This window comes from Streptomyces sp. NPDC090499 (assembly GCF_044769305.1).
Taxonomy (GTDB): domain Bacteria; phylum Actinomycetota; class Actinomycetes; order Streptomycetales; family Streptomycetaceae; genus Streptomyces.
In genome coordinates, this window is record NZ_JBIVXP010000004.1 from 583,542 (window position 1) to 606,628 (window position 23,087).

General features: G+C 71.4%; 21 protein-coding genes. 11 read left to right on the plus strand and 10 right to left on the minus strand.

The genetic code is table 11. The annotated features are described in order from the left end of the window. The first annotated feature begins 20 nt into the window (after positions 1 to 20). Positions 21 to 1,784, plus strand: coding sequence for a hypothetical protein (locus ACIQVL_RS18295; protein ID WP_403439768.1), 1,764 nt, complete (start codon positions 21 to 23; stop codon positions 1,782 to 1,784). Positions 1,785 to 2,032: 248 nt separating this feature from the next. Beyond that, on the plus strand, positions 2,033 to 3,142 hold the full coding sequence (locus tag ACIQVL_RS18300) for a sugar ABC transporter substrate-binding protein (RefSeq protein WP_403439770.1): 1,110 nt from the start codon (positions 2,033 to 2,035) through the stop codon (positions 3,140 to 3,142). A gap of 61 nt (positions 3,143 to 3,203) precedes the next feature. Here the strand turns inward: ACIQVL_RS18300 and ACIQVL_RS18305 are convergent, their stop codons facing one another. Genes ACIQVL_RS18305 through ACIQVL_RS18315 form a run of 3 tightly spaced genes read right to left on the minus strand, consistent with a single transcriptional unit; the run spans position 3,204 to position 6,524 of the window. After that, positions 3,204 to 4,046 carry a transglutaminase N-terminal domain-containing protein gene (locus tag ACIQVL_RS18305; protein WP_403475792.1) on the minus strand — a complete coding sequence of 281 codons (843 nt, stop codon included), beginning with the start codon at positions 4,044 to 4,046 and terminating at the stop codon, positions 3,204 to 3,206. A gap of 1 nt (position 4,047) precedes the next feature. Continuing rightward, positions 4,048 to 4,980, minus strand: a complete 933-nt coding sequence (locus ACIQVL_RS18310; RefSeq protein WP_403439773.1) for an alpha-E domain-containing protein — start codon at positions 4,978 to 4,980, stop codon at positions 4,048 to 4,050. Next, a complete protein-coding gene (locus ACIQVL_RS18315) occupies positions 4,977 to 6,524 on the minus strand; it encodes a circularly permuted type 2 ATP-grasp protein (RefSeq protein WP_403475793.1) in 1,548 nt (515 codons plus the stop codon). Before ACIQVL_RS18315 ends, ACIQVL_RS18310 begins: the two co-directional genes overlap by 4 nt. A gap of 394 nt (positions 6,525 to 6,918) precedes the next feature. On the opposite strand from ACIQVL_RS18315, the gene ACIQVL_RS18320 reads away from it, so the two are divergent. After that, complete coding sequence (locus ACIQVL_RS18320; protein ID WP_403475794.1) at positions 6,919 to 7,995, plus strand: LuxR C-terminal-related transcriptional regulator; 1,077 nt, start codon at positions 6,919 to 6,921, stop codon at positions 7,993 to 7,995. On the opposite strand, the gene ACIQVL_RS18325 is transcribed toward ACIQVL_RS18320, so the two are convergent. From ACIQVL_RS18325 to ACIQVL_RS18335, 3 genes are read right to left on the minus strand one after another with little or no spacing between them, the layout of a single operon-like run. After that, on the minus strand, positions 7,958 to 8,941 hold the full coding sequence (locus tag ACIQVL_RS18325; RefSeq protein ID WP_403475795.1) for a helix-turn-helix transcriptional regulator: 984 nt from the start codon (positions 8,939 to 8,941) through the stop codon (positions 7,958 to 7,960). The genes ACIQVL_RS18320 and ACIQVL_RS18325 overlap by 38 nt on opposite strands. Then, entirely contained in the window at positions 8,938 to 9,936 is a 999-nt protein-coding gene (locus tag ACIQVL_RS18330) for a helix-turn-helix transcriptional regulator (RefSeq protein ID WP_403439781.1), read from the minus strand. The genes ACIQVL_RS18325 and ACIQVL_RS18330 overlap by 4 nt, the downstream gene beginning before the upstream one ends. Then, positions 9,933 to 10,964, minus strand: coding sequence for a helix-turn-helix transcriptional regulator (locus tag ACIQVL_RS18335; protein WP_403439783.1), 1,032 nt, complete (start codon positions 10,962 to 10,964; stop codon positions 9,933 to 9,935). The genes ACIQVL_RS18330 and ACIQVL_RS18335 overlap by 4 nt, the downstream gene beginning before the upstream one ends. Positions 10,965 to 11,299: 335 nt before the next feature. Here ACIQVL_RS18335 and ACIQVL_RS18340 point away from each other — a divergent pair, with 335 nt between their 5' ends. Further along, positions 11,300 to 11,596: a (2Fe-2S)-binding protein gene (locus tag ACIQVL_RS18340; RefSeq protein WP_167449907.1), complete on the plus strand. Its 297-nt coding sequence runs from the start codon at positions 11,300 to 11,302 to the stop codon at positions 11,594 to 11,596. A 188-nt stretch (positions 11,597 to 11,784) separates the two neighbouring features. On the opposite strand, the gene ACIQVL_RS18345 is transcribed toward ACIQVL_RS18340, so the two are convergent. Then, a complete protein-coding gene (locus ACIQVL_RS18345) occupies positions 11,785 to 12,087 on the minus strand; it encodes a nitrilase (RefSeq protein WP_403475796.1) in 303 nt (100 codons plus the stop codon). 113 nt (positions 12,088 to 12,200) lie between these two features. Between ACIQVL_RS18345 and clpB the strand changes: the two genes are divergently transcribed. Next, entirely contained in the window at positions 12,201 to 14,834 is a 2,634-nt protein-coding gene (gene clpB, locus ACIQVL_RS18350; protein ID WP_403439785.1) for an ATP-dependent chaperone ClpB, read from the plus strand. A 102-nt stretch (positions 14,835 to 14,936) separates the two neighbouring features. Beyond that, positions 14,937 to 15,467 (plus strand): YbjN domain-containing protein, encoded by a 531-nt coding sequence (locus ACIQVL_RS18355; RefSeq protein WP_351486951.1) that lies wholly within the window; start codon positions 14,937 to 14,939, stop codon positions 15,465 to 15,467. 3 nt (positions 15,468 to 15,470) lie between these two features. Here the strand turns inward: ACIQVL_RS18355 and ACIQVL_RS18360 are convergent, their stop codons facing one another. The 3 genes from ACIQVL_RS18360 to ACIQVL_RS18370 all read right to left on the minus strand — a co-directional run bounded on the left by ACIQVL_RS18360 (position 15,471) and on the right by ACIQVL_RS18370 (position 18,414). After that, positions 15,471 to 16,652, minus strand: a complete 1,182-nt coding sequence (locus ACIQVL_RS18360) for a hypothetical protein (RefSeq protein WP_403439787.1) — start codon at positions 16,650 to 16,652, stop codon at positions 15,471 to 15,473. A 122-nt stretch (positions 16,653 to 16,774) separates the two neighbouring features. Next, positions 16,775 to 17,131, minus strand: coding sequence for a hypothetical protein (locus ACIQVL_RS18365; protein WP_403439788.1), 357 nt, complete (start codon positions 17,129 to 17,131; stop codon positions 16,775 to 16,777). Between the two features lie 95 nt (positions 17,132 to 17,226). Further along, positions 17,227 to 18,414 (minus strand): pyridoxal phosphate-dependent aminotransferase, encoded by a 1,188-nt coding sequence (locus tag ACIQVL_RS18370; RefSeq protein ID WP_403475797.1) that lies wholly within the window; start codon positions 18,412 to 18,414, stop codon positions 17,227 to 17,229. Between the two features lie 183 nt (positions 18,415 to 18,597). Between ACIQVL_RS18370 and ACIQVL_RS18375 the strand changes: the two genes are divergently transcribed. From ACIQVL_RS18375 to ACIQVL_RS18395, 5 genes are all read left to right on the plus strand, one after another. Further along, complete coding sequence (locus ACIQVL_RS18375; protein WP_403439792.1) at positions 18,598 to 19,014, plus strand: hypothetical protein; 417 nt, start codon at positions 18,598 to 18,600, stop codon at positions 19,012 to 19,014. A 136-nt stretch (positions 19,015 to 19,150) separates the two neighbouring features. Next, positions 19,151 to 19,471: a hypothetical protein gene (locus tag ACIQVL_RS18380; RefSeq protein WP_403439794.1), complete on the plus strand. Its 321-nt coding sequence runs from the start codon at positions 19,151 to 19,153 to the stop codon at positions 19,469 to 19,471. Between the two features lie 329 nt (positions 19,472 to 19,800). Further along, on the plus strand, positions 19,801 to 20,331 hold the full coding sequence (locus ACIQVL_RS18385) for a DUF2617 family protein (RefSeq protein ID WP_403439796.1): 531 nt from the start codon (positions 19,801 to 19,803) through the stop codon (positions 20,329 to 20,331). A gap of 85 nt (positions 20,332 to 20,416) precedes the next feature. Next, positions 20,417 to 22,069 (plus strand): polyamine aminopropyltransferase, encoded by a 1,653-nt coding sequence (locus ACIQVL_RS18390; protein ID WP_403439797.1) that lies wholly within the window; start codon positions 20,417 to 20,419, stop codon positions 22,067 to 22,069. Positions 22,070 to 22,154: 85 nt separating this feature from the next. Beyond that, positions 22,155 to 22,892 carry an SRPBCC family protein gene (locus tag ACIQVL_RS18395; RefSeq protein WP_403475798.1) on the plus strand — a complete coding sequence of 246 codons (738 nt, stop codon included), beginning with the start codon at positions 22,155 to 22,157 and terminating at the stop codon, positions 22,890 to 22,892. The last annotated feature ends 195 nt before the right edge of the window (positions 22,893 to 23,087 follow it).

A 23,087-nucleotide genomic window follows, 5' to 3' on the forward strand; every position in this document is an offset into this window, starting at 1 on the left:
CAGAGGGGGAGAGGTCGACGGTGGCAGGCAAGCGCGGGAGGAAGCGTGCATTGCGTGTGCTGGCGACTCCGTTCACGGTTGCCGCGCCGTCAGGGACGCGGATCAGAGATCGGCTGCGTCCGGATCCCGCCGATGAGAAGGTGCTCCGCCTGCTGGGCAGGCACCTTGGTCACCATCAACGGGCCGACCTGGTCGAGCGCATCAGGCTTGGGCAGGTCAAGGCGAAGGACACCAAGCGGGCAGAGCGGAAGAAGAAACTCACTGCGGTCTCCTCGTCCCGTTGGGCCGGGGCAATGACTCGTGTCTCGGAGGATCAGTACCAGCTGTCGATTCGCTGCCTGAACGACGAGCGGGTCGGACTGCGCCGATCCATCCGCATCATCACCCGGCGCCTGGCCGCTCCCTGCGGCAAGCGGTCGAAGGACGGTGTCCGCGGTTACGCCGACCGGAATGAACGCGTTCAGAAGCAGCATCGCGTGCAGGCGCTCAAGGCCCGGCTCGCCGTCGTGGAGCAGAAGATCGCCTCGGGGTGCCCTTCGGTTGTCGTCGGTGGTAGGCGCCTCCTAAAGCTGCGGCACAACCTCGCCGATGCCCGGCTGACCGAGGCCCAGTGGCGCGAGCGGTGGGAGGGCGTGAGGCTGTTCCTGACTGCGGATGGCGAGTCCGGCGCCTCGTACGGCAACTACACCATCACGGTTGATCCGTCCTGTGGCTCGGTGACGATCGTGCTGCCTGAGCCGCTGAGACACTTGTCCAATGCGCCTCGGGGTCGCTACCAGCTGACTGGCACGGTGCGGTTCTCGCACCGTCGCGAGGAATGGCTGGACCGCGTCACCGCACATCGGGCCGTGCGCTACGACATTGCCTGCGACCCGGCAAGCGGCCGTTGGTACCTGGACGCAAGTTGGTCGGCCGACTTCACCGTGTTGCCCACTCCGGAGGAGCTCAAGACGCGAAGCGCGCGGCTGCTGGGCGTCGATCTGAACGCCGACCACCTCGCCGCCTGCGTGCTCGATGTGCACGGCAACCCGATCGGCGATCCGGTCACCATCCCGCTCGACCTGACGGGTCCCACCAGCACCCGGGACGGACGGCTGCGCGCCGCGATCAGCGACCTGATCGAGCTCGCCCGCAAGCACGGCTGCGTCGGGATGGCCATCGAGAACTTGGGATTCGCCGACGCTCGTGCCACCGGGCGGGAGTCCATGGGCAAGGGCAGACGCGGCAGACACTTCCGCCATACGGTGGCAGGAATCCCCACTGCCCGCTTCCGGGAACGGCTGCGCGGTATGGCCAACCACCGGGGCCTGGTGGTCGTAGCGGTCGACCCCGCCTACACCAGCCGCTGGGGCGGGCAGCACTGGACCAGGCCGTTGCAGCGGCAGTCGAAGAAGATCACGGTCACCCGGCATCATGCAGCTGGAGTGGCCATCGGCAGGCGCGCCCTTGGGTATGGGATTCGGCGTCGGCCAGGTGTGACCCCCGCTCACCGGAGGATGAGTGTGGGGAGAGCTACCGGCCAGGCCGTGTCCACACCAAGAGCGTGCGGAACCGCGAGCCCACCCAGGACGGCAGGCACGCCCGAGCCAGGCGGCAAGACCCGACCGTGCCGAGGTGACCAACTCGCGCTGTTCCCCGACCTCGAAGACCGTTCGCGAGGTCACCCGGACCAGGGGTCCGGAGCACGGCGAGTTGGCCATCACGGTCCAGCAACGCCAGGAGCGGTTCATTCGATCCTCTGGTCGCGTCGTACAAGTGAGTACGACCGGGATGGCCGTTCCTGATGTCGACTCGCGAGGAATGGACTTGGTTGTACTGATCTTTGCCTCCCGATGAACTCCCTTTGGATGGAGGGTCCGTAAAGAGTGTTTGGAGGGGGTTCCGCTCCTCCTTCACAGGTGCAGCGGAGCGTGGTGTTGCGCACTCGTTAAGTGATTCCGCTTGACGCCGGGTGTTGCGTACGCGTTGTCTTTTCAGACATCTGGGTCGCAAAGCAGCCCACGTCCGGAACGCACCTGAAGTGAGCCCCCGTATGCGTCGTATAGCCATGTTTGTGGCCGCGTCCACGATGACCCTTTCGCTTGCCGGCTGCGGCGCGCTCAACGCGACAGGATCGTCGACGTCCGCGACCCCGACGAAGGGCAACGACATCACGGTGGGTGTGCTCATGCCGGACAAGATCAACACCCGGTACACCAACTTCGACTACCCGATCATGAAGTCGAAGATCGCCGAGCTCACCAACAACCAGGGCAAGGTGGACTACCAGAACGCCGCCTCGTCAGCCGCCACCCAGGCGACGCAGATGCAGCAGATGATCGACGACAAGGTCGACGTGATCATCCTGGACTCCGTCGACGCGCACGCCATCGCGAGCGCGGTGAAGAAGGCCAAGGCCGCGGGCATCCCGGTCATCGCCTACGACCGCCTCGCCGAGGGCCCCATCGACGCCTACGTCTCCTTCGACAACGAACTGGTGGGCGAGGTCCAGGCCCGCACCCTCCTGGAGGCGCTCGGCTCGAACGTCGACACCTCCGACAAGGTCGTCATGATCAACGGCTCGCCGACCGACCCCAACGCCAAGCAGTTCAAGACGGGCGCCCTGTCCGAGCTGAACGGCAAGGTGACGACCGCGGGCTACTCGTACGACACCAAGGACTGGAACCCGGACATCGCCGAGCAGGAGGTCACCAAGGCCGTCGGCCTGCTCGGCAAGGACAACATCGCCGCCGTCTACTCCGCCAACGACGCGATGGCGGGCGGTGTCGTCAAGGCCCTCAAGGCGGCGGGCGTGACCGACATGCCGCCGATCACCGGCCAGGACGCGGACCTCGACGCCATCCAGCGGATCCTCGCCGGCGAGCAGTACATGACGGTCTACAAGCCGTACCCCGACGAGGCCGAGGCCGCCGCCCAGATGGCCGTCTACAAGGTGCAGGGCAAGGACATCCAGTTCGACGCGCTCACCCAGGACACCGTCGACAGCCCGACCAACAAGGACATCCCGTCCCAGCTGGTGCAGGTCAGCGCCGTGACCAAGAGCAAGATCAAGGACACCGTCGTCGCGGACGGCATCTACAAGATCTCGCAGATCTGCACGGCCGCGTACAAGTCGGCCTGCGAGGCGGCCGGCCTCAGGTAGGCCCTGCCCAAGGGCGGCGGGCGGGGAGGCACCCCGCCCGCCCGCACGCGCCCGCGGACGGCTACGCGACCCTCGTGAACTCCACGGTCACCTCCGGCGCCCCTCCCGGCACCCCCCGGTAGATCCCCTTGTGGGGGGTGACGTCGTCGTAGTCACGGCCCCGCCCCACCACCACGTGGTCCTCGCCGGCCCGCACCCGGTTCGTCGGGTCGTACCCGCACCAGTCGCCGGCCCAGTACTCGATCCAGGCGTGGCTCTGCCCGGCGACGGGCCGGTTCAGCTCGGCCTCCCGCTCCGGGTGCAGGTACCCGGAGACGTACCGGGCCGGCAGCCCCAGCCCCCGCAGCAGGGCGACGGTGAGGTGGGTGATGTCCTGGCAGACGCCCGCCCGCTGGGCCCAGGCCTCCGCGGGCGAGGTGTTCACCCCGGTCGCCCCCGGCAGGTACGTCACCCGGTCGGCGACCATCCCGGACACGGCCACCGCGGCCTCGTGCGGCCCCAGCCCCTCCGCGGCCCCCGACGCCTTCTTCACCAGCTTCTTCGGCACCGACGTACGACCGGTCGGCGCCACGAACTCCAACAGCCGCGACCCCGAAGCCCGTTCGGCCAGCTCGGCCCACCCCGGCGCGGTCGGCAGCGGCCCCGGCGCCATCGTCTCCACCAGACTCGACGCGGTGATCGTCAGATCCTCGTGCGGGTCGAGGAGGTCGAAGCCGGTGACCTGGGTGCCCCAGTAGTCCCAGTACGACCAGACGGCGGTCGCCGGCTGCACCATGACCCGCGCGTCCAGCGTGGTCTGCCCCGGCAGGGTCAGCGGCGTCATCCGGACCTCGTTGTGCGAGGAGGCCGCGGGCTGTGCGTAGGAGACCCGGGTGGTGTGCCGGATACGGAGGCGACGAGCCATCTCAGGCCCCTTCCTGGGCCCACTGCACGGGCCCCTGGTACGGGAAGAACCGCTCGGCCACCGCGTCGGCGCACGCCATGCAGGCCTGCTGGAGGTCGCGCAGCAGGACCGGCAGCTGCTCCTCCAGGGAGACGGTGTCGAGGTATTCGAGGCGGGTGCGGGCCCGGCCGACGGGGGAGCGGGCCGGGTCCTGGCGGGGCCGGCCGAGCGCGGCCAGGCACTCCTCGGCCGTGGTCAGCGCGTGCAGCGCCGAGCGCGGGAAGTCCCGGTCCAGGAGCAGGAACTCGGCCACCCGCGGGGTGTCGCCGAAGCCGGTGTGCACCCGCGCGTACGCCTCGTCGGCGCCGCTCGCGCTGAGCAGCGTCGGCCAGTCCGGCGCGTGCGCCGCGTCCAGCACCCGCACCGAGAGCAGCCGTACCGTCATGTCCACCCGCTCCAGGCTCCGCCCGAGGACGACGAACCGCCAGCTGTCGTCCCGGCTCATCGTCGAGTCGGCCAGCCCGAAGAAGAGCGCGGCCCGGCTGCGCACCAGCTCCAGGTAGGCGTAGGGGCCGGTACGGCGGGCCGCGCGGCGCCGGTCGCCGAGCGCGTGCCAGGTGGAGTTGAGGCACTCCCACATCTCCGAGGAGACGGCCTCGCGGGCGCTGCGCGCGTTCAGCCGGGCGGCGCCCAGCGCGCCCTCGATGGAACAGGTGGAACGGGCGTCGAAGGCGAGCTGGTCCAGGACCTGCTGCATGTCGACCCGTGCCGCGCCGGCGTCCACGCCGAGGATCGCGTACAGCGACCGGCAGGCGGCGTCCTCGTCGCGCCAGGGGTCCTCCAGCATCCGGTGCAGGTAGGCGTCGAGGATCCGGCCGGTGGCGTCGGCCCGTTCGACGTACCGCCCGGTCCAGGTCAGCGACTCGGCGATACGGGAGAGGATCACGTCGTTCACTGCTGCTGCGCTCCTTCCGCCCCGACCGCACGGGTGCCGTCGGGGCCGAGGCGGCGCGGGGCGACCGCGGGGATCGGGCCCGCGCCGACCGGCTCGGGTCGCTCCGCCGGGCCCTCGGCGAGCACCCAGGTGTCCTTGGAGCCGCCGCCCTGGCTGGAGTTGACGATCAGGTTGCCCTCCTGGAGCGCGACCCGGGTGAGGCCGCCGGGCAGTACCCAGATGCCGTCGCCGTCGTTCACGGCGAACGGCCGCAGGTCAATGTGGCGCGGGGCCATCCGTTCACCCGAGAGGGTGGGGGAGGTGGAGAGGGCCACCGGGCGCTGCGCGATGAAGCCGCGCGGGTCGGCCGCGACGGCTTTGCGAGTGCGTTCCAGGGTCGCCCGGTCGGCCTTCGGGCCGATCACGATGCCCTGCCCGCCCGCCCCGTCCACGGGCTTCACGACCAGCTGGTCGAGCTGGTCGAGGACGGCCTCCAACTGCCCTGGTTCGTCCGGCCGGTAGGACTCCACGTTGGGGAGGACCGGCTCCTCGCCGAGGTAGTAGCGGATCAGGTCCGGGACGTAGGTGTAGAGGAGTTTGTCGTCCGCGATGCCGTTGCCGACGGCGTTCGCGAGTGTGACGTTCCCCGCGATGGCGGCGTTCAGGATGCCGGGGCAGCCGATCACCGAGTCGGGGCGGAAGTGCAGGGGGTCGAGGAAGTCGTCGTCCAGGCGCCGGTACACGACGTGCACGGGCACCTCGCCGCGCGTCGTCCGCATCCACACCCGGTTGCTCCGGCACACCAGGTCGTGCCCCTCCACCAGCTGCACGCCCATCAGGCGGGCCAGCAGGGCGTGTTCGAAGTAGGCGGCGTTGCTGGGCCCGGGGGTGAGGACGACCACCCGGGGATCGTTCGCCGCCCCGCCCGGTGCGGCGGCCCGCAGGGCGGCGAGCAGCCGTCCCGGGTACCCGTCCACCGGGAGCACGTGCTGCTCGGCGAAGAGCGAGGGGAAGATCCGGGTCATCGCGCGCCGGTTCTCGATGACGTACGACACCCCGCTCGGCACCCGCACGTTGTCCTCCAGGACCCGGAAGGCCCCGGCCTCGTCGCGGACCAGGTCGATTCCGGCCACATGGATGCGCACCCCGCCGGGCGGCTCCACCGCGTGCGCGGCCCGGTGGAAGTGCGGCGAGCCCAGCAGCAGCCGCCAGGGCACCACCCCGTCCTCGAAGGCCCGCGCGTGTCCGTAGGCGTCGGCCAGATAGGCCTCAAGGGCCCGCACGCGCTGGGCCACGCCTCTTCGTACGAGATCCCACTCCAGGGCGTCGAGGATCCTCGGCACCAGGTCCAGTGGCCAGGGCCGTTCCTCGCCCGCGAAGGCGTAGGTCACCCCCCGGTCGGTGAAGGCCCGCGCCATCTGGTCGGCCCGGAACCGCAGTTCACTCGGTTCGATCGGCTGGAGCGCAGCCAGTACCGGCTCATAGGCGGTCCTGACCTCACCCGGCCGCACAAACATCTCGTCCCACGCGTCGGCCAACGCGTACGCGTCGAATATGTCCGCCATGCAGGGACGTTAGAGCGGGCACGTAACGCGGCGATCACTGGCGGATTTCGGGGATTCGCCGGGACCGCCGCGCCACGTGCCCGCGAGCGGCCCTCCCTGCAACGCATCTCCCCCGTGGGCGCGTTGCACGGGGCCCCGGACCGATCGGGGGAGGATGGCCCGGGGCCCCGCCGGGTGTCCGGCGACACCCGTGGGAAGCGGCTCCCACGATGCCGCGCCCACCCCCCTGCCACCACCGTCATCTTGTTGCAACGCGGTCGGCGGAGGCGGTGTGATATCCGGTCGCATCCGGGCATTACGGCGCCCCGTGTGAGGGGAGCCGTGTTGCGGACCCGGTCCGGACCGCTCATAGTTGCGCTGCGGAAGAGGCAGCAAACCGGGGGTGGAATGGGCGATGGCCGGGCACGGGACGGAGGAGCATCCACACGGTGCCGACCGGCTGTGCACCGCCGGGGACCGGGTGTACTCCCGGGCCGTGCGCCGGGGCCGGGTGCCGCGCACGGATGCCGACGCGGTGCCCTGCCTGCTTGAACTGGCGCTGCTGCACCCCGATCCCGACGACATGGACTGGCTGGTGCCGACCGCCCCGCAGGAGGTCATGACCCGGCTGCTGCGCGGGGTCTACGACGAGGTGACGGACAGCCAGCGGCGGATGGGGTCGGCGGTCGCGGCGTTCGAGTGGTACGCGGGTCTGGGACGGCATCTGCAGGCCGTCTCGGCGTCCGCGGAGGGCACGGCGGCCATCCGGGTGCTCGACGGGCTGTCCCGGATCCAGGCGGCCATGGACGAGGCGACGGAGGCGTGCACGCAGGAGGTGCTGACCGTGCAGCCGGGCGGTATCCGGCGCGAGTCGGAGCTGACCGAGGGCCTGCACCGGGCCGTCGCCCTGCGCGGGCGGGGCGTGCGGATGCGCGACCTGTACACGCACGTCGCCCGGCACGGCCAGGGCCTGCTCAACTACCTGGAGCTGATGGGCGACGCGGTCGAGGCCCGTACCCTCGACGAGGTCATCGACCGGCTCATCCTCTTCGACCGCACGGTGGCGTTCATCCCCGCGAACGCGGACCGCACGATGGCCCTGGAGCTGCGCCACCCCGCCCTCGTCGAGTACTTCGTCACGGTCTTCGAACGCCTCTGGCGCCTCGCGATCCCGCTCACCGCCCCGCTCCCCGACACCGGCATCGAGGGCATCTCGCACCGGGAGCAGTCCATCGCGGCACTCCTCGCGGAGGGCCACCAGGACGCGGTCATCGCCGAACGCCTCGGCATCAGCGTGCGCACCTGCCGCGCCCACATCGCCCGCCTCTCGGAGACCCTGGGCGCGGCCAGCCGCACCCAACTCGGCGTGCGGATAGCACAGGTGGGGCTGGACCGGCCGCCGGGCGGGGCGGGCGGGACCCCCGACCCGGCCTCGGACGCGGCCTCCGACTCGGTCAGCCTTCCTGATCAAGGATCCCCGAGCGTGCGATGAGGTAGCCGAGCTGGGCGCGGCTCTCGCTGCCGAGGGTGTCGGCGAGTTTGGCGATGTGGACCCGGGCGGTGCGGATGTTCATGCCGAGGCGGTCGGCGATGACGGCGTCGGTGTGGCCGTCCACGAGGAGCGCGGCGATGGCCTGCTGGCGGGGGGTGATGCCGTTGACGGTGGGGCGGCGGGCCGGTTCCGGGTACATCGGGGTGGCCAGGTCCCAGAGGCGGTCGAAGGTGGTGGCGAGGTACCGGACAAGGGCGGGGTGGCGGATCTCGAGAGCGACGGTGCGGTCCTTGCTGGCGGGGAGGAAGGCGACGGTGCGGTCGATGACGATGAGGCGTGCCGTCACTTCGTCGAGCGTGCGGGCCTCCACGTCGCCGTGTATCTGCTCGTAGCGTGCGATGACTGTGGGGGAGTGGCGGAGGGGGTGCTGGTAGAGGGTGCGGATGCGGCCCCCGCGGTCGAGCAGGGCCTGGTCGCGGGCCAGGGCTTCGACATGCATCTTGGAAGGGGCTTGGGCCACCATGTTGGTGGTGTGCGGCTGGACTGCGAGAAGTTCACCGGAAGTGGCGATCATGGCCTGGGTGATGACCTCACCGATGCGATCGAGTCCGCTGAGGACGCTGATCGTCGGGATGTCCGGGGAGACGCCGCGCGGGCCGTCGGCCCCCATGAGCGGTGCGAACAGGTCCACCAGCCGTTCCTCGCGGCGCCGTTCGGCGGCGATCCGGTCCCGGGCGGAACGCAGCAGCCGGTTCAGGGCTGCGGCGGGCGCCACGGGCTCCAGCCGGTCCGGGTCGTCGAGGGCCGGATGGAGGAGGCCGAAGTCGGTGAGACAGGGCGTGTCCGCGGCCTCCTGGGCTTCGACCTGCCCGGTGCGCAGGGCGCGTTCGTACAGCTCGGCGCCGGCCGCGCACAGCTCCTCCACACCGTGCTCGCACCGGCTCACGGGGTGGACTCCGCATCGTCGAGGACCCCTGAGCGTGCGATGAGGTAGCCGAGCTGGGCGCGGCTGTCGCTGCCGAGGGTGGCGGCGAGTTTGGCGATGTGGACGCGTGCGGTGCGGATGTTCATGCCGAGCCGTTGGGCGATGACGGCGTCGGTGTGGCCGTCCACGAGGAGGGCGGCGATGGCCTGCTGGCGGGGGGTGATGCCGTTGATGGTGGGGCGCAGCTCGGCCTTGGGGAACATCGGGGTGGCCAGGCGCCAGAGCCGGTCGAAGGCGGTGACCAGGTAGTCGATCAGCGCCGGGTGGCGGACTTCCAGCGCGAGGGAGCCGTCCTCCTTGGCGGGGAGGAAGGCGACCGTCCGGTCGATGACGATGAGCCGGTCGGGCACCTCGTCGAGGCCGCGGGCCACGTTGTCGCCCTTCAGGACCTCGGCGTAGACGAACACGTTGGGCACATGGCGCAGGGTGTTCTGGTAGAGCGTGCGGAACCGGCCGCCGCGGTCGAGGAACGCCTGGTCGCGTTCGAGGGCGGCGGGCCGGGCCTGGGCGCCGCGCTCGCCGACCAGGCCGGCATGCGGCTGGACGCACAGGACTTCCTGCCGGGCCTCCGCCATGGACTCCCCGATGGCCTGGTTGATCCGTCGCGTGCCGCTCAGCAGCCGCAGCGCCGGGGAGTCCGCCGCCGCGCCGGGCGGCCCCTGGACGTTCATCAGCGGTTCGAAGAGCTCCACCAGGCGCTGCTCCAGCCGCCATTCCTCGGTGATGCGGGCGCGGGCTCCGCGCAGCAGCCGGGTCAGGGCGACATCCGGGGCGACGGGCTCCAGCCGGCCGGCGTCGTCGAGCGCCGGGTACAGCAGGCCGAGGTCGACGAGGCAGGGCACCCCCGCGGCTTCCCGGACGGAGACGTGCCCGTGGCCGAGGGCGCGCTCGTAGACCTCCGTCCCCGCGACGCACAGATCCTCGACGCCGTGCTCGGTGTGCGGGGCCGGCGTCACCGGTCGCCGCCCTCCCCACGGAGCTTCTGGTCCAGGAGCCCGGACTGGGCGATCAGATAGCCGAGCTGCGCACGGCTGCCGCTGCCGAGCGCCTGGGCCAGCTTGGCGATGTGGGCGCGGCAGGTGCGGACGTTCATGCCCAGCCGGCGCGCGATGGCCTCGTCGACATGCCCTTCGACCAACAACTTGGCGATCGAGTGCTGAATGTCGGTGATGCCGTCGGGAGCGGTCTCGTAGGGGGCGCCGGCGCTGAGCGGTACGGCGCGATTCCACATGAACTCGAATACTTTGATCAGGTACCGGACGAGGCCGGAATGGCGTAGTTCGAGGGCGACCTGGCGGTCGTCGCGGGTGGGGATGAAGGCAACCGTCTCGTCGCAGATGATCAGGCGTTCGACGAGTTCGTCGATGGTCCGGTACTCGGCCTTGCCGTCGGAGAACTGGTCCACCCAGGCGAGCCGTTCGGGGCTGTAGCGGGCGGTGTGCTGGTAGAGGGTGCGTATCCGCACGCCACGTTCGATCAACGGTTTGTCGCGCTCCAGCGCCTCGATGAGTCTGCGCTCGGGGTGGCGGTGGCTGGGCTGGACGGTGAGCATCTCGTTCCGGCACTGGGCGGTGGCGAGGTCGAGCGCGGCGTTGATGCGGTCGAGCCCTTCCAGCACGGTGATCGAGTCCGTCGACTCCGCCGTCTGTGCGCTCAACGCCATGAACGGCTCGAAAGCGTCGGCGAGGTCGATGGACAGCCGTCGGCGGTCGGTGATCTCACGTTCGATGGGGTTGAGCCGCTGGGCCAGGGCCACCGCCGGGGGAACCGGGCGCAGCCAGTTCGCGTCGTCGGGATCCGGATGGAGCAGAGCGAACTCCATGAGACAAGGAGCGCGTTCCACGTCGGCGCGGGCGATACGTCCTGTGCGGAGCGCGTTCGCGTACAGACGGCCGCCATCCTCACACAGTTCCGTCACCGCATGGGGATGCGTAGCTTTCGCCCGATTCGTTGTCAAATCTCCACCCCCCAGGGTCCTGAACATGCAGGAACATGATGCACCGATCGTGTGGCCATGATGTGCCCGAATGAGCCATCGTCTTACCTGGACGGGGGAATGAGGGGACCTTCAAGTGAGGACGAAGCCGGCTATGCCTAAGAGAATGCTTCGCTCGGTGCTTGTCGCCGCCTTCGCCGCCATTGTGGCCTTCGGTTCTCTGAGTGGCCTCGCCGGCGCGAAGGGTGAGGTGCGGGCCGACAGTGCCTGGTCCGTGGCGGCTCCCGACGCGACTGTAAGTGACAGCACTAGCGTCACCCCGGACGACAGTGCGTGGAGTTGACGTGACCACTCCTCCTGATGACCGTTCCTTCCGGCGCGAGATGGCCACGGCCTACCGCTCCGGCTGGCACTTCATCGACCTGGTCACCGCCATCCCCCACAGTGGCGACTCGCTGATGGTGACCGTCTTCGGTGAGCCGGTCGTCGTCACGCGCGACGAGGATGAGGACGTACGGGCGTACCGGTGCCTGCGCAAGCCCAGGGGTGCCCCCCAGCCCGTGCGGTGCGCGATCCGGTACGGAATGATCTTTGTGAACCTGGACCAACGGGACCATCGGCTGGCTGAGCCGGACGTCCCGGACGTGCGGACCATCTCGGCCACCCCCCGCAGTGCCTGACGCGATTCCCCCGTCGTAAAAGATCGCTCAGGTGCTTCCCCCCGCAGCGGCGTCACCGTGACCTGAACACGGTGACGCCGCTGCAGTTTTGGGGGGACATTTCGATTTTTCGGCCAGTTTCGGCCGTGCCCCACAGTGGCTGAAACCAGTCGCCGGAACCGGTCGGCCGCCCCGCCCGTGTCCGCCCCTCAGCCGCGCCCCCGCGCCCGCTCCACCGCGATCTCGATCACCACACTCGACGGTTTCCCCCCGGGCGTCCTCCCGCACCGCTCGGCATACCGCCGCTCCGCCTCCGCGATCCTCGCCGGCTCGGTCCGGACGGCCGCCCGGCCCTCCAGCGTCGCCCACCGCCGTCCCGCCACCTGGCACACCGCCACCCATGCCCCGTCCGGCCCCGCGGCCGGCGGATGAGACACCTTCGCGTGGCGTTCCAGCCAGAAGCGCAGGTGTGCCTTGTTCGGCGCGGCGGGGTTCACGCGGTAGGTGCTCATTGCCCGAAAGGTGCTTCCAGGAAGGGCTCCCACTCGCATCTTGAGTGGAATAGACTCAACTTTATGTACGTTGGCTGAGTCAGCCGAACGATGCCGAGGAGGAGAACGCGAACGTGGACGCCGAGCTGACCAACAGGAGCCGGGACGCGATCAACGCGGCCAGCAGCCGGGCCGTGACCGAGGGGCACGCGGACCTCACCCCTGCCCACCTGCTGCTGGCTCTGCTGGCCGGGCAGGACAACGAGAACATCACCGACCTGCTCGCGGCCGTCGACGCCGACCAGGCCGCCGTACGCCAGGGCGCCGACCGTGTGCTGGCCGCGCTGCCCAGTGTGACCGGTTCGACGGTCGCGCCCCCGCAGCCCAACCGCGAACTGCTCGCGGTCCTCGCCGACGCGGGCGAACGCGCCAAGGAGCTCGGCGACGACTTCCTTTCCACCGAGCACCTGCTCATCGGCATCGCCGCGAAGGGTGGCGCGGCCGGCGAGGTGCTCGACCGGCAGGGTGCCAGTGCGAAGAAGCTGGCGGAGGCCTTCCGGAAGGCGCGCGGCGGGCGCCGGGTGACCACCGCCGACCCCGAGGGCCAGTACAAGGCACTGGAGAAGTTCGGCACCGACTTCACCGCCGCCGCCCGGGACGGCAAGCTCGACCCCGTCATCGGCCGCGACCAGGAGATCCGCCGGGTCGTGCAGGTGCTGTCCCGCCGGACGAAGAACAACCCCGTGCTCATCGGCGAGCCCGGCGTCGGCAAGACCGCCGTCGTCGAGGGGCTCGCCCAGCGGATCGTGAAGGGGGACGTGCCCGAGTCGCTGAAGGACAAGCGGCTGGTGTCGCTGGACCTCGGCGCGATGGTCGCAGGTGCGAAGTACCGAGGCGAGTTCGAGGAGCGGCTGAAGACCGTCCTCGCCGAGATCAAGGACTCCGACGGCCAGATCATCACCTTCATCGACGAGCTGCACACGGTCGTCGGCGCGGGCGCGGGCGGCGACTCCGCCATGGACGCCGGCAACATGCTGAAGCCGATGCTGGCCCGCGGCGAACTGCGCATGGTCGGCGCGACCACCCTCGACGAGTACCGCGAGCGCATCGAGAAGGACCCGGCGCTCGAACGCCGCTTCCAGCAGGTGCTGGTCGCCGAGCCGACCGTCGAGGACACCATCGCCATCCTCCGCGGCCTGAAGGGCCGTTACGAGGCCCACCACAAGGTCCAGATCGCGGACGCGGCACTCGTCGCCTCCGCGACCCTCTCCGACCGCTACATCACCTCCCGCTTCCTCCCCGACAAGGCCATCGACCTGGTCGACGAGGCGGCCTCCCGGCTCCGCATGGAGATCGACTCCTCCCCGGTCGAGATCGACGAACTCCAGCGTTCCGTCGACCGGTTGAAGATGGAGGAGCTGGCGCTGGAGAAGGAGACCGACCCGGCCTCCCGGGAGCGCCTGGAGAAGCTGCGCCGCGACCTCGCCGACAAGGAGGAGGACCTGCGCGGCCTCAACGCCCGCTGGGAGCGCGAGAAGCAGTCCCTGAACCGGGTGGGTGAGCTGAAGGAGAAGCTCGACGCCCTGCGCGGCACCGCCGAACGCGCCCAGCGCGACGGCGACTTCGACACCGCCTCCAAGCTCCTCTACGGCGAGATCCCGCAGCTGGAGAAGGAGCTGGAGGCCGCGTCCGAGGCCGAGGAGGAGACGGCCAGGGACACCATGGTCAAGGAGGAGGTCGGCTCCGACGACATCGCGGACGTGGTGGCCGCCTGGACCGGCATCCCGGCCGGGCGCCTGCTGGAGGGCGAGACCCAGAAGCTGCTCCGCATGGAGGACGAGCTGGGCCGCCGCCTGATCGGCCAGACCGAGGCCGTACGCGCGGTGTCGGACGCCGTACGGCGGTCCCGCGCCGGGATCGCCGACCCGGACCGCCCCACCGGCTCCTTCCTCTTCCTCGGCCCGACCGGCGTCGGCAAGACCGAACTCGCCAAGGCCCTCGCCGACTTCCTCTTCGACGACGAGCGGGCGATGGTCCGTATCGACATGTCGGAGTACAGCGAGAAGCACAGCGTGGCCCGGCTGGTCGGCGCCCCGCCCGGCTACGTCGGCTACGAGGAGGGCGGCCAGCTGACGGAGGCGGTCCGCCGCCGCCCGTACACCGTGGTCCTTCTGGACGAGGTGGAGAAGGCGCACCCCGAGGTCTTCGACATCCTGCTCCAGGTGCTGGACGACGGCCGCCTCACCGACGGCCAGGGCCGCACGGTCGACTTCCGCAACACCATCCTGGTGCTGACGTCCAACCTGGGCAGCCAGTACCTGGTCGACCCGGTCCTCGGTGAGGAGGAGAAGAAGCGGCAGGTCCTGGAGACGGTCCGGCAGTCCTTCAAGCCGGAGTTCCTGAACCGCCTCGACGACCTGGTGGTCTTCTCCGCCCTGGCCAAGGACGAACTGGCCCGGATCGCCCGGCTCCAGATCGACCGGCTGGCCAAGCGCCTCGCCGACCGGCGGCTCGCCCTGGAGATCACCCCCGAGGCCCTGGCCTGGCTCGCCGAGGAGGGCAACGACCCGGCGTACGGCGCCCGCCCGCTGCGCCGCCTGGTCCAGACCGCCATCGGCGACCGGCTGGCCAAGGAGATCCTGGCCGGCGAGGTCAAGGACGGCGACACGATCCGCGTGGACGCGTTCGGGGACGGGCTGATCGTGGGGCCGGCGACGGCGGAGGAGGCCGTGGAAAACGCCGGTCAGGAGACCGGAAAAACGCTCTGAGCGGAATTCCGCCAACGCGAGATGAACCCGCCGGGGCGGGGGTTGCCACCCCCCTCCCCGGATGGGGGAGGATGGCGGAATCCGTATGAAGGGAAAAACACGGTGACCATCGACCCGTCCTCGATTCCGAACTTCGGGGGCCAGCCCGAGCCGCAGCCCCAAGGACCGGCGGGCCCCGTCGTCCCGGATCAGGATCTTGTGAAGCAGCTCCTCGACCAGATGGAGCTGAAGTACGTCGTCGACGACGAGGGCGACCTCGCGGCGCCGTGGGAGCAGTTCCGCACGTACTTCATGTTCCGCGGCGAGGACGAGCAGGCCGTCTTCTCGGTGCGGACGTTCTACGACCGCCCCCACAAGATCGACGAGAAGCCGCAGCTCCTCGAGTCGATCGACGACTGGAACCGGCGGACCCTGTGGCCCAAGGTCTACACCCACACCCACGACGACGGCACCGTCCGTCTCATCGGTGAGGCCCAGATGCTGATCGGCACGGGCGTCGACATCAACCACTTCGTCTCGTCCACGGTCAGCTGGGTGCGGGCCGCGATCGAGTTCGACAAGTGGCTGGTCGAGCAGCTCGGCCTGGAAGAGGCCGTCAACGAGGCCGACGAGCCGGAAGACGGCGACGAGTAGGACCTACAGCGGTGTGTGCGCGTACACGACGAGGTACGTGCCGTAGCCGTACGAGAGCCCGGCCAGGGCCGTGACCACCACCGTCGCGTGCCAGGGCCGGGCTCTTGCCGTGCGGACCAGCGCGCGGGCCAGCGGCAGCAGCAGCGGGAAGGCCGGGAGCAGGAAGCGCGGCTTCGACTCGAAGAAGCCCGAGCCGCCGAGCGCGATCAGCAGGAGCACGGCGGTGTAGGCGAGCAGCGGGAGCGGGGCGCGGTCCAGGGCCAGCAGGGCGAACAGGACCACCGCCGCCGCCACGATCACCATCGTCATCGGGAAGACGAACCGGTCGCCGCGCAGCAGCAGCGTACGGACGAACGCCAGCGAACCCCGGCCGAAGTCGAAGCGCGAGCCCCACAGTCGCTGTACGCCGAAGTAGCCGCCCAGCGCGTCGCCGGTGCGGCGGCCGACCCACAGGACGTACGCGGTCCAGCCCAGCGGGGCGAGCGCCGCGCCCGTCCACAGCCTGTGGGCAACCCGGCCGCGGGCCCGGTACACCTCGCGGCCGGCGGCGAGCAGGACGGCCGCCGCGACCGCGAAGCCGTTCGGACGGGACAGCCCGGCCAGCGCCGCCAGGGTGCCCGCCCACAGCCAGTTCCCGGCCAGCACCGCGTACAGCGACCAGGCCGCGAAGGCGGTCAGGACCGGTTCCGTGTACGCCATGGACAGCACCACGGAGTGCGGGAGCAGCCCCCAGAGCAGCACCAGGGCGGCGCCCACCGCGCGGCCGTGCAGCCGGGCGCCCACCGCGTAGATCCCGCCCGCGGCGACGGCGGCGGCCGCCCACGACACCAGCAGCCCCGCGCCTGCCCCGCTGAGCGGGGTCACGGCCGTCAGGGTCCGGACGAGGGCCGGGTAGAGCGGGAAGAACGCCAGGTCGCTGTGGACGATGCCGGGGCCGAAGTACAGGGTGCGGCCGTAGCCGTGCGCCGCGATCCCCAGGTACCACGCCGCGTCCCACGACCTCCCGAGCAGCGTCAGCGGATGCCGTCCGCCCGCCCACGCGGCCAGCGCCAGCACGGCCATGCCGGTGAGCCGGACCGCCGCGAACAGCCCCACGGCGACGCCGCCGGCGGTGACGACGGACAGCCGGGCGCCGGGATGCTGCGCGACGGGCGGGGCGAGGGCGGTGGTGCTGGCGTGGCTCACATTCGCACAGTGCCGGGGGATCGGGGCGCGTGCGAGAAATGTGCGCCCGATGGGGGCAGCACCCCCGTGGCGGCGCGTGCCCGCCAGGATCGACCCGGCAGGGCACGGCCGTGCACGTGCGGTCAGTCGTCCTCGTCCTCGTCGGCCTCGAAGCGCGGCAGGACGCCGGTGTCCATGCCGTAGGTGCCGAAGAGGTCGACCAGGGCCCTGGTCATGGCGTCCAGGCCGCCTTCGCGGACGATCACCAGGTCGGGGATCCGCAGGTACGGGCCGTCGGCGCACTCGCCGGTGCCGGCCCGGTCGTCCAGCACCTCGGCGATCTTCCGAGGGGTCATGAAGGTCGCGGTCCACCCCTTGCCGTCACGGGCGCGGACGACCGCGTCGACGTCCTCGACGGTGTCGGCGTCGTCGTCCAGGGCCAGTACGTAGGTGACGGAGAAGTCGGCCGTCTCCACGGTCACGAGCGGCTCAAGAGCCATGGATCTTCAGCAACTCCTTGATGACATGCGGTTCGTCCGGCCTGCGGACCCGCCGGACCTGCCGGTGATCCTAGGGCCACCTGCTTCGCCCGCGGCTACGACAGCTGCCGCAGCCGTTCCGCCGCCTCCTTGAGGACCTCCGCCCGCTTGCAGAACGCAAAGCGGACGAACGGCGCCCCCGCCTCCCGGTGGTCGTAGAAGACCGCGTTCGGGATGGCGACGACCCCCGCCCGCTCCGGCAGGGAACGGCAGAAGGCGAAGCCGTCCCTCTCGCCGAGGGGGCGGATGTCGGTGGTGATGAAGTACGTGCCGGCGGTGTCGTAGACCTGGAAGCCCGCCTCCGTCAGGCCCGCCGCGAGGATGTCCCGCCTGGTCTGCATGTCCCGGCGGAACGCCTCGAAGTACGTGTCCGGGAGGGCGAGGGCCTCCGCGACCGCGTACTGGAAGGGGCCCGAGGCGACGTACGTCAGGAACTGCTTCGCCGAGCGCACCGCCGTGACCAGCTCCGGCGTCGACGTCACCCAGCCGACCTTCCAGCCCGTGAAGGAGAACGTCTTGCCGGCCGAGCCGATGGTGACCGTGCGCTCGCGCATGCCGGGGAGGGTGGTGAGGGGGACGTGTTCGGCCTCGTCGTAGACCAGGTGCTCGTACACCTCGTCGGTCACCACCAGCAGGTCCCGCTCCACCGCCAGCTCCGCGACCGCGGTCAGCTCGGCGCGGGTGAGGACCGTGCCGGTCGGGTTGTGCGGGGTGTTGACGAGGAGGAGGCGGGTGCGCGGGGTGACGGCCGCGCGCAGTTCGTCGAGGTCCAGGCGGAAGGCACCGGCGTCGGGGCGCAGGGTGACCGGCACCCGGGTGCCGCCCGCCATCGCGATGCTCGCCGCGTAGGAGTCGTAGTACGGCTCCAGGGCGACGACCTCGTCCCCGGGCTCCACCAGGGCCAGCAGCGCGGCCGCGATCGCCTCGGTGGCGCCCGCCGTCACCAGCACCTCGGCGTCCGGGTCGTACGACAGCCCGTACCGGCGCTGCTGGTGCGCCGCGATCGCGGCGCGCAGTTCGGGGACGCCCGGCCCCGGCGGGTACTGGTTGCCGCGCCCCTCGCGCAGCGCGCGCACGGCGGCCTCCCTGACCGCCTCGGGACCGTCGGTGTCCGGGAAGCCCTGCCCCAGGTTGATGGAGCCGGTGCGCAGGGCGAGGGCGGACATCTCGGCGAAGATCGTGGTGCCGAACTCGGCCAGCCGGCGGTTCAGGAGCGGGCGTTCGCTGGAGGTCATGGCGGCCATCCTGCGCCCAGGCTCCGGCGTTCCTCAACCCGGCTTCCCGGCGGCACCCGCGGGCATGCCCCGACGGCGGTGCGGGCTGCAGTCGCGACGCCGGGGGATTGCGGCCATGCTGGCAGGAGGGCATGGCCGACTTCGCGCGGGCAGTGTGCATCGGTGACCGCGCTGCACAGGAAGGTTCCTGCCATGACAACGGTGCCGAGCAGGCCGGAGCGAGGACACGGGGAGCCCGGAGGCAGCGGAACGTTCAACGGCGCGTCCCTGTTCGCCGGGAGCATGATGATGCTCAGCGGCCCCCTCAGCATTCTGATGGGCGCATCCGGCATCGCGCAGGACACGCTGTTCGCCGCCTCCCGGTACTCCTACCGGTTCGATCTGACGGCCTGGGGCTGGATTCACCTCGTGGTCGGACTGGCACTCGTCATCGCCGGCCTGGGAGTGCTGACGGACCAGGGCTGGGGCCGCGGGGCGGGCATAGCGGTGGCGGCGATCAGCCTGATCACCCAGTTCATGTTCGTTCCGTACTACCCGCTGTGGGCCATCCCCGTGATGACGCTCGACCTCCTGATCCTGTTCGCGCTGACCAGGGGCCGGCTGTCCTGAGAGACCCTCAGAAGTTCCTCAACTCCGCTTTGGCCGCCACGACGGCCGGGCATCCCCAGTCCACGCCGCGCTCTCGCGCGGCGGCCGGGGCGCCCACGGGGGGTCGCCTTCGGGGGAACGGAAAGAAGGTGACGCCATGGGCACCGTCTTCATCGTGGTGGTGGCCGCGGTCATCTGCCTCGCGATCATCGCGTCGGCGGTCCGCAGGGGCGGCGGGGGCAGGGGGGCGTACCGCGGCGGCGGCTCCTCCTCCTACGACAGCTCCGGCAGCTGGTGGGCCGGGGGCTCGGGGTCGTCGTCCTCGCACGGCGGCCATCACGGCGGCCATCACGGCGGGCATCACGGGGGTGGCCACTCCTGCGGCGGCGGGCACTCCTCGTGCGGCGGCGGGTCGTCCTGCGGGGGCGGGTCGTCGTGCGGCGGCGGCGGGGGCGGCTGCGGCGGCGGGGGCAACTGAGCCGCCCGCGGCGGCGCGGAACCTGGGCGTCCGGACGGAGAGCGGGGAGCTCTCGCCGGACGCCCCGGCGTGCGCCGGGAGGAGTGGGGCGCACAACTTGGTTGAACAGTTGAGCTGTGGAGCCCTCTGAGGGATGGAAACCCCACGAAGTTGGGTAAAAACGCTGTGGCGGCACCACAGTTCATGATTCCCTCTAAATCACCAAAGCAGCGCCTCGGGCGTCCTGACGACACCCTCCCCCGGCTGGGCCGGCCGGGCCGATCTCCCGGTGTCGACCGAGGTGCGCCGGACCACACTCCTCCCCTTTTGCGTGCTAGCGGAGCCGATCCATGCTCACGACCCTGAACACCACCTACACCGATACGCGCGCGGCCGACCTCGCCTGGGCCCTGGGACGCGAGCCGCTGCCCGCCCTGGCCACCCTCGACCTGGAACTGACCGGGGCGAAGCTGCAGTTGAGACTGCTCGGCGCGTCCCACCAGGTGCTCCTGGAGGAGGAGTGCGGCGGCTGTTCGGAGACGGTGGCGTGCATCCCGGGGTCCAGCACCCCCCTGCCGCTCGGGGTCGCCAAGCGCAACGGCGACTGGGAGTACGAGTTCGCGGCCCGCGTCGAGGTGCTGTCACCGGGCTCCTTCGCGGGCCGCGCCCAGGAACTGCTGGCCCTCGTCTCCGAGCATCCGCACGGCCTCGCCGGGGTCTTCCCGGGCAGCCCGCACGCGTTCACGGCGATGCTGGCCCAGCGCCACGAGGGCCAGGTGCACTGGCGGACCTGGCACGCGTACCCGCAGGACGGCCAGCTGGTCGCGACCCGGACCCGGGTCGGCGTACGGGTCCCGGTGTCCCAACCCGTGGCCGGATGACATAAACCAACAGGGCGTCAAAGGGCCCCGAGTTCCACACGTGTGGGTGACGAAGCGTACCGAGCGAGTGACGTAACGTCGCAGAGTGATCGATCCGCACGCACCGGCCCCTCCCGGCACACCGCCGCCCTGGGGCGCCCCCGCGCCGCTGCCCGTGCGGCCGGGGACGGGCCGCTTCCTGGTGCTCGCGTGCGTGTTCGTCTGCGCGGCCTGCGGACTGGTGTACGAACTCGAACTGGTCGCGCTCGCCTCGTACCTGATCGGCGACTCGGTCACCCAGGCCTCCGTCGTGCTGTCCGTGATGGTCTTCGCGATGGGCGTCGGCTCGCTCGCCGCGAAACGGCTGCGCTGGCACGCGGCGGCCGGGTTCGCCGCGGTGGAGGCCGCGCTGGCGCTGATCGGCGGCTGCAGCGCCATGGCGCTGTACGCCGTCTTCGCCTGGACCGGCGGCTGGGGCGGCCTGTGGGCGGCCGGCCCGCGCTGCCTCCTGGTCGCCTTCTCCCTCGCCATCGGCCTGCTCATCGGCGCCGAGGTGCCGCTGCTGATGGAGCTCATCCAGCGCATCCGCCGCCAGGACGCGGGCGGCGCCGTCGCCGACCTGTTCGCCGCCGACTACGTGGGGGCGCTCGTCGGCGGCCTCGCCTTCCCGTTCCTCCTGCTGCCCTTCCTCGGCCAGCTGACCGGCACCCTGCTCACCGGCACCGTCAACGTCGCCGCCGGGGGCGCCCTGGTCCTCGGCCTGTTCCGCCGCGACCTGTCCCGCCGGGCCCGCTGGATCCTCCTCGCCGCGGGCGTCGCCGTCCTCGGCCTCCTCGCCGCCGCCGCCGTCCTCGTCGGCGACTTCGAACGGGCCGCACGGCACGCCGTCTACGGCGCCGAGGTCCGGGTCGCCCTCCAGACGGACGTCCAGGAGATCGTCCTCACCGGCGGCACCCACGGCCGCCCCCTCGACCTCTTCCTCGACGGCCGGCTGCGGGTCGGCGGCCGCGACGAACGCCGGTACCACGAAGCCCTCGTCCACCCCGCGATGACCGGCCCGCACGCGCGCGTGCTGATCCTCGGCGGCGGCGACGGCATGGCCGCGCGCGAAGTGCTGCGCCACCGGGGCGTCGACCGCGTCGACATCGTCGAACTCGACGCGGGCCTGGTCCGCCTCGCCCGCCACGACCCCGCCCTGTCCGCGCTCAACGGCCACGCCTACGACGACCCGCACGTCCGCGTCTTCACCGCCGACGCCTTCGACTGGCTGCGCGAGGCAAGCCGCTCCGGCTCCTCCGGCTCCTCCGGTTACGACGTCGTCATCGCCGACCTGCCCGACCCCGGCATCACCGCCAGCACCAAGCTGTACTCCGAGGAGTTCTACGGCCTCGTCCGCCGAGCCCTCGCGCCCGGCGGCCGCCTGGTCGTCCATGCCGGACCGGTCCAGGCCCGCCCGCACGCCTTCTGGACGGTCGCCGCGACCCTGCGGGCGGCGGGCCTCGCCGTCACCCCCTACCGGGTCCCCGGCCAGGACGCCGGTTTCACCCCGGGCCCCGACCGCTCGGCCGGCGAGTCCAGGGCCCCGCACGACTGGGGCTTCCTCCTCGCGGCCGCGGGTCCCCGGAGGCCGCCGCTGCGCCTCCCGGCCGACGGCCCGCGGCTGCGGACGCTCACGGAAGGGGGACTGGAGCGGGACGCCCTGAAGACGCCGACGGCCGGGTTGCCGCCGCCGTCCACGCTGGTGCACCCCCGGTACTGAACGGGCCCGCGCGTCAAGGAGGCTCGCAGCGTGCCGTGCGTCGGGGAGGGTGTGCCGGACCGACTCGTGGGTAGGCTCACTCGCCATGGAGCACCAGGTGTACGTCCCGGCCCCGGCCTCGCGGCTCAGGGAGGCGCTGGCCGATCCCGCGCGGGTCGCCCGGGCGGTCCCCGGCCTCCAGCAGGACGCGGGCGCCGACCCCGGCACCGGCCGCCTCAAGGTCCGCATCGGCAGCCACTCGATCACCTACCGGGGCTCCCTGCGCGTGAGCGCCCACGACGACGGTTCGTACGCGGTCGACGGTGACGCCACCGAGGCCCGCGGCACCGGCACGGTGAAACTGGCGCTGACCCTCCGCCTCGCGGAGACGGGTGAGGGGTGCACGGTCACGGTCACCGGTACGGCCTCCGCCGACGGGCGGGTCGCGGAGCTGCCGGCGGAGGCGGTGCAGGCGGCGGGCACGAGGCTGCTGAGCCGTTTCGCGGAGGGGCTGGGCGAGGGTCCGGGAGAGGCGCCTGCCGCCGAACCGGCCACGGTCTTCGAGACGGAGGTCCCGCCGCCGTCGCTCGCGCCGGAACCGGAGCCGCAGTCCGTGGTGGAGCCGCTTCCCGAGATCTTCGCCGAGGCGGCGCACGCCCGCCGCACGATGATCGGCCGCAGCGCGGAAGAGGTGGACCACGCACCGCCGAGGGGCCGGTACGCGCCGGTCCCGGCGCCGCAGACCGTGGCCGGCGCGTCGGCCCTGCGATGGGCCGCACCCGCGGCGGCACTGGCGCTGGCATCGGCGATCGTGGTGACAAGGGCGTTGCGCAAGCGCCGCTGACGCGATGGCAGCGCCCCGTAGGGGCGCGGGGAACTGCGCGAGCAACCCTCACCGGCCTGCGGCGGAGCGGCTGCCCGCGGCCAAGCCCCTGTCTTTCGGGGGCGCGGGGAACTGCGCGAGCAACCCTCACCGGCCTGCGGCGGAGCGGCTGCCCGCGGCCAAGCCCCTGTCTTTCGGGGGCGCGGGGAACTGCGC

Bases quoted from the DNA above. Each gene is read 5' to 3' on its own strand.
- ACIQVL_RS18380 (WP_403439794.1), top strand. From the start codon at position 19,151: ATGGGCACCGTCTTCATCGTGGTGGTGGCCGCGGTCATCTGCCTCGCG.
- ACIQVL_RS18385 (WP_403439796.1), top strand. From the start codon at position 19,801: ATGCTCACGACCCTGAACACCACCTACACCGATACGCGCGCGGCCGAC.
- ACIQVL_RS18340 (WP_167449907.1), top strand. From the start codon at position 11,300: ATGGCCACGGCCTACCGCTCCGGCTGGCACTTCATCGACCTGGTCACC.
- ACIQVL_RS18395 (WP_403475798.1), top strand. From the start codon at position 22,155: ATGGAGCACCAGGTGTACGTCCCGGCCCCGGCCTCGCGGCTCAGGGAG.
- ACIQVL_RS18305 (WP_403475792.1), bottom strand. From the start codon at position 4,046: ATGGCTCGTCGCCTCCGTATCCGGCACACCACCCGGGTCTCCTACGCA.
- ACIQVL_RS18345 (WP_403475796.1), bottom strand. From the start codon at position 12,087: ATGAGCACCTACCGCGTGAACCCCGCCGCGCCGAACAAGGCACACCTG.
- ACIQVL_RS18375 (WP_403439792.1), top strand. From the start codon at position 18,598: ATGACAACGGTGCCGAGCAGGCCGGAGCGAGGACACGGGGAGCCCGGA.
- ACIQVL_RS18365 (WP_403439788.1), bottom strand. From the start codon at position 17,131: ATGGCTCTTGAGCCGCTCGTGACCGTGGAGACGGCCGACTTCTCCGTC.
- ACIQVL_RS18300 (WP_403439770.1), top strand. From the start codon at position 2,033: ATGCGTCGTATAGCCATGTTTGTGGCCGCGTCCACGATGACCCTTTCG.
- ACIQVL_RS18315 (WP_403475793.1), bottom strand. From the start codon at position 6,524: ATGGCGGACATATTCGACGCGTACGCGTTGGCCGACGCGTGGGACGAG.
- ACIQVL_RS18320 (WP_403475794.1), top strand. From the start codon at position 6,919: ATGGCCGGGCACGGGACGGAGGAGCATCCACACGGTGCCGACCGGCTG.
- ACIQVL_RS18370 (WP_403475797.1), bottom strand. From the start codon at position 18,414: ATGGCCGCCATGACCTCCAGCGAACGCCCGCTCCTGAACCGCCGGCTG.
- ACIQVL_RS18335 (WP_403439783.1), bottom strand. From the start codon at position 10,964: ATGTTCAGGACCCTGGGGGGTGGAGATTTGACAACGAATCGGGCGAAA.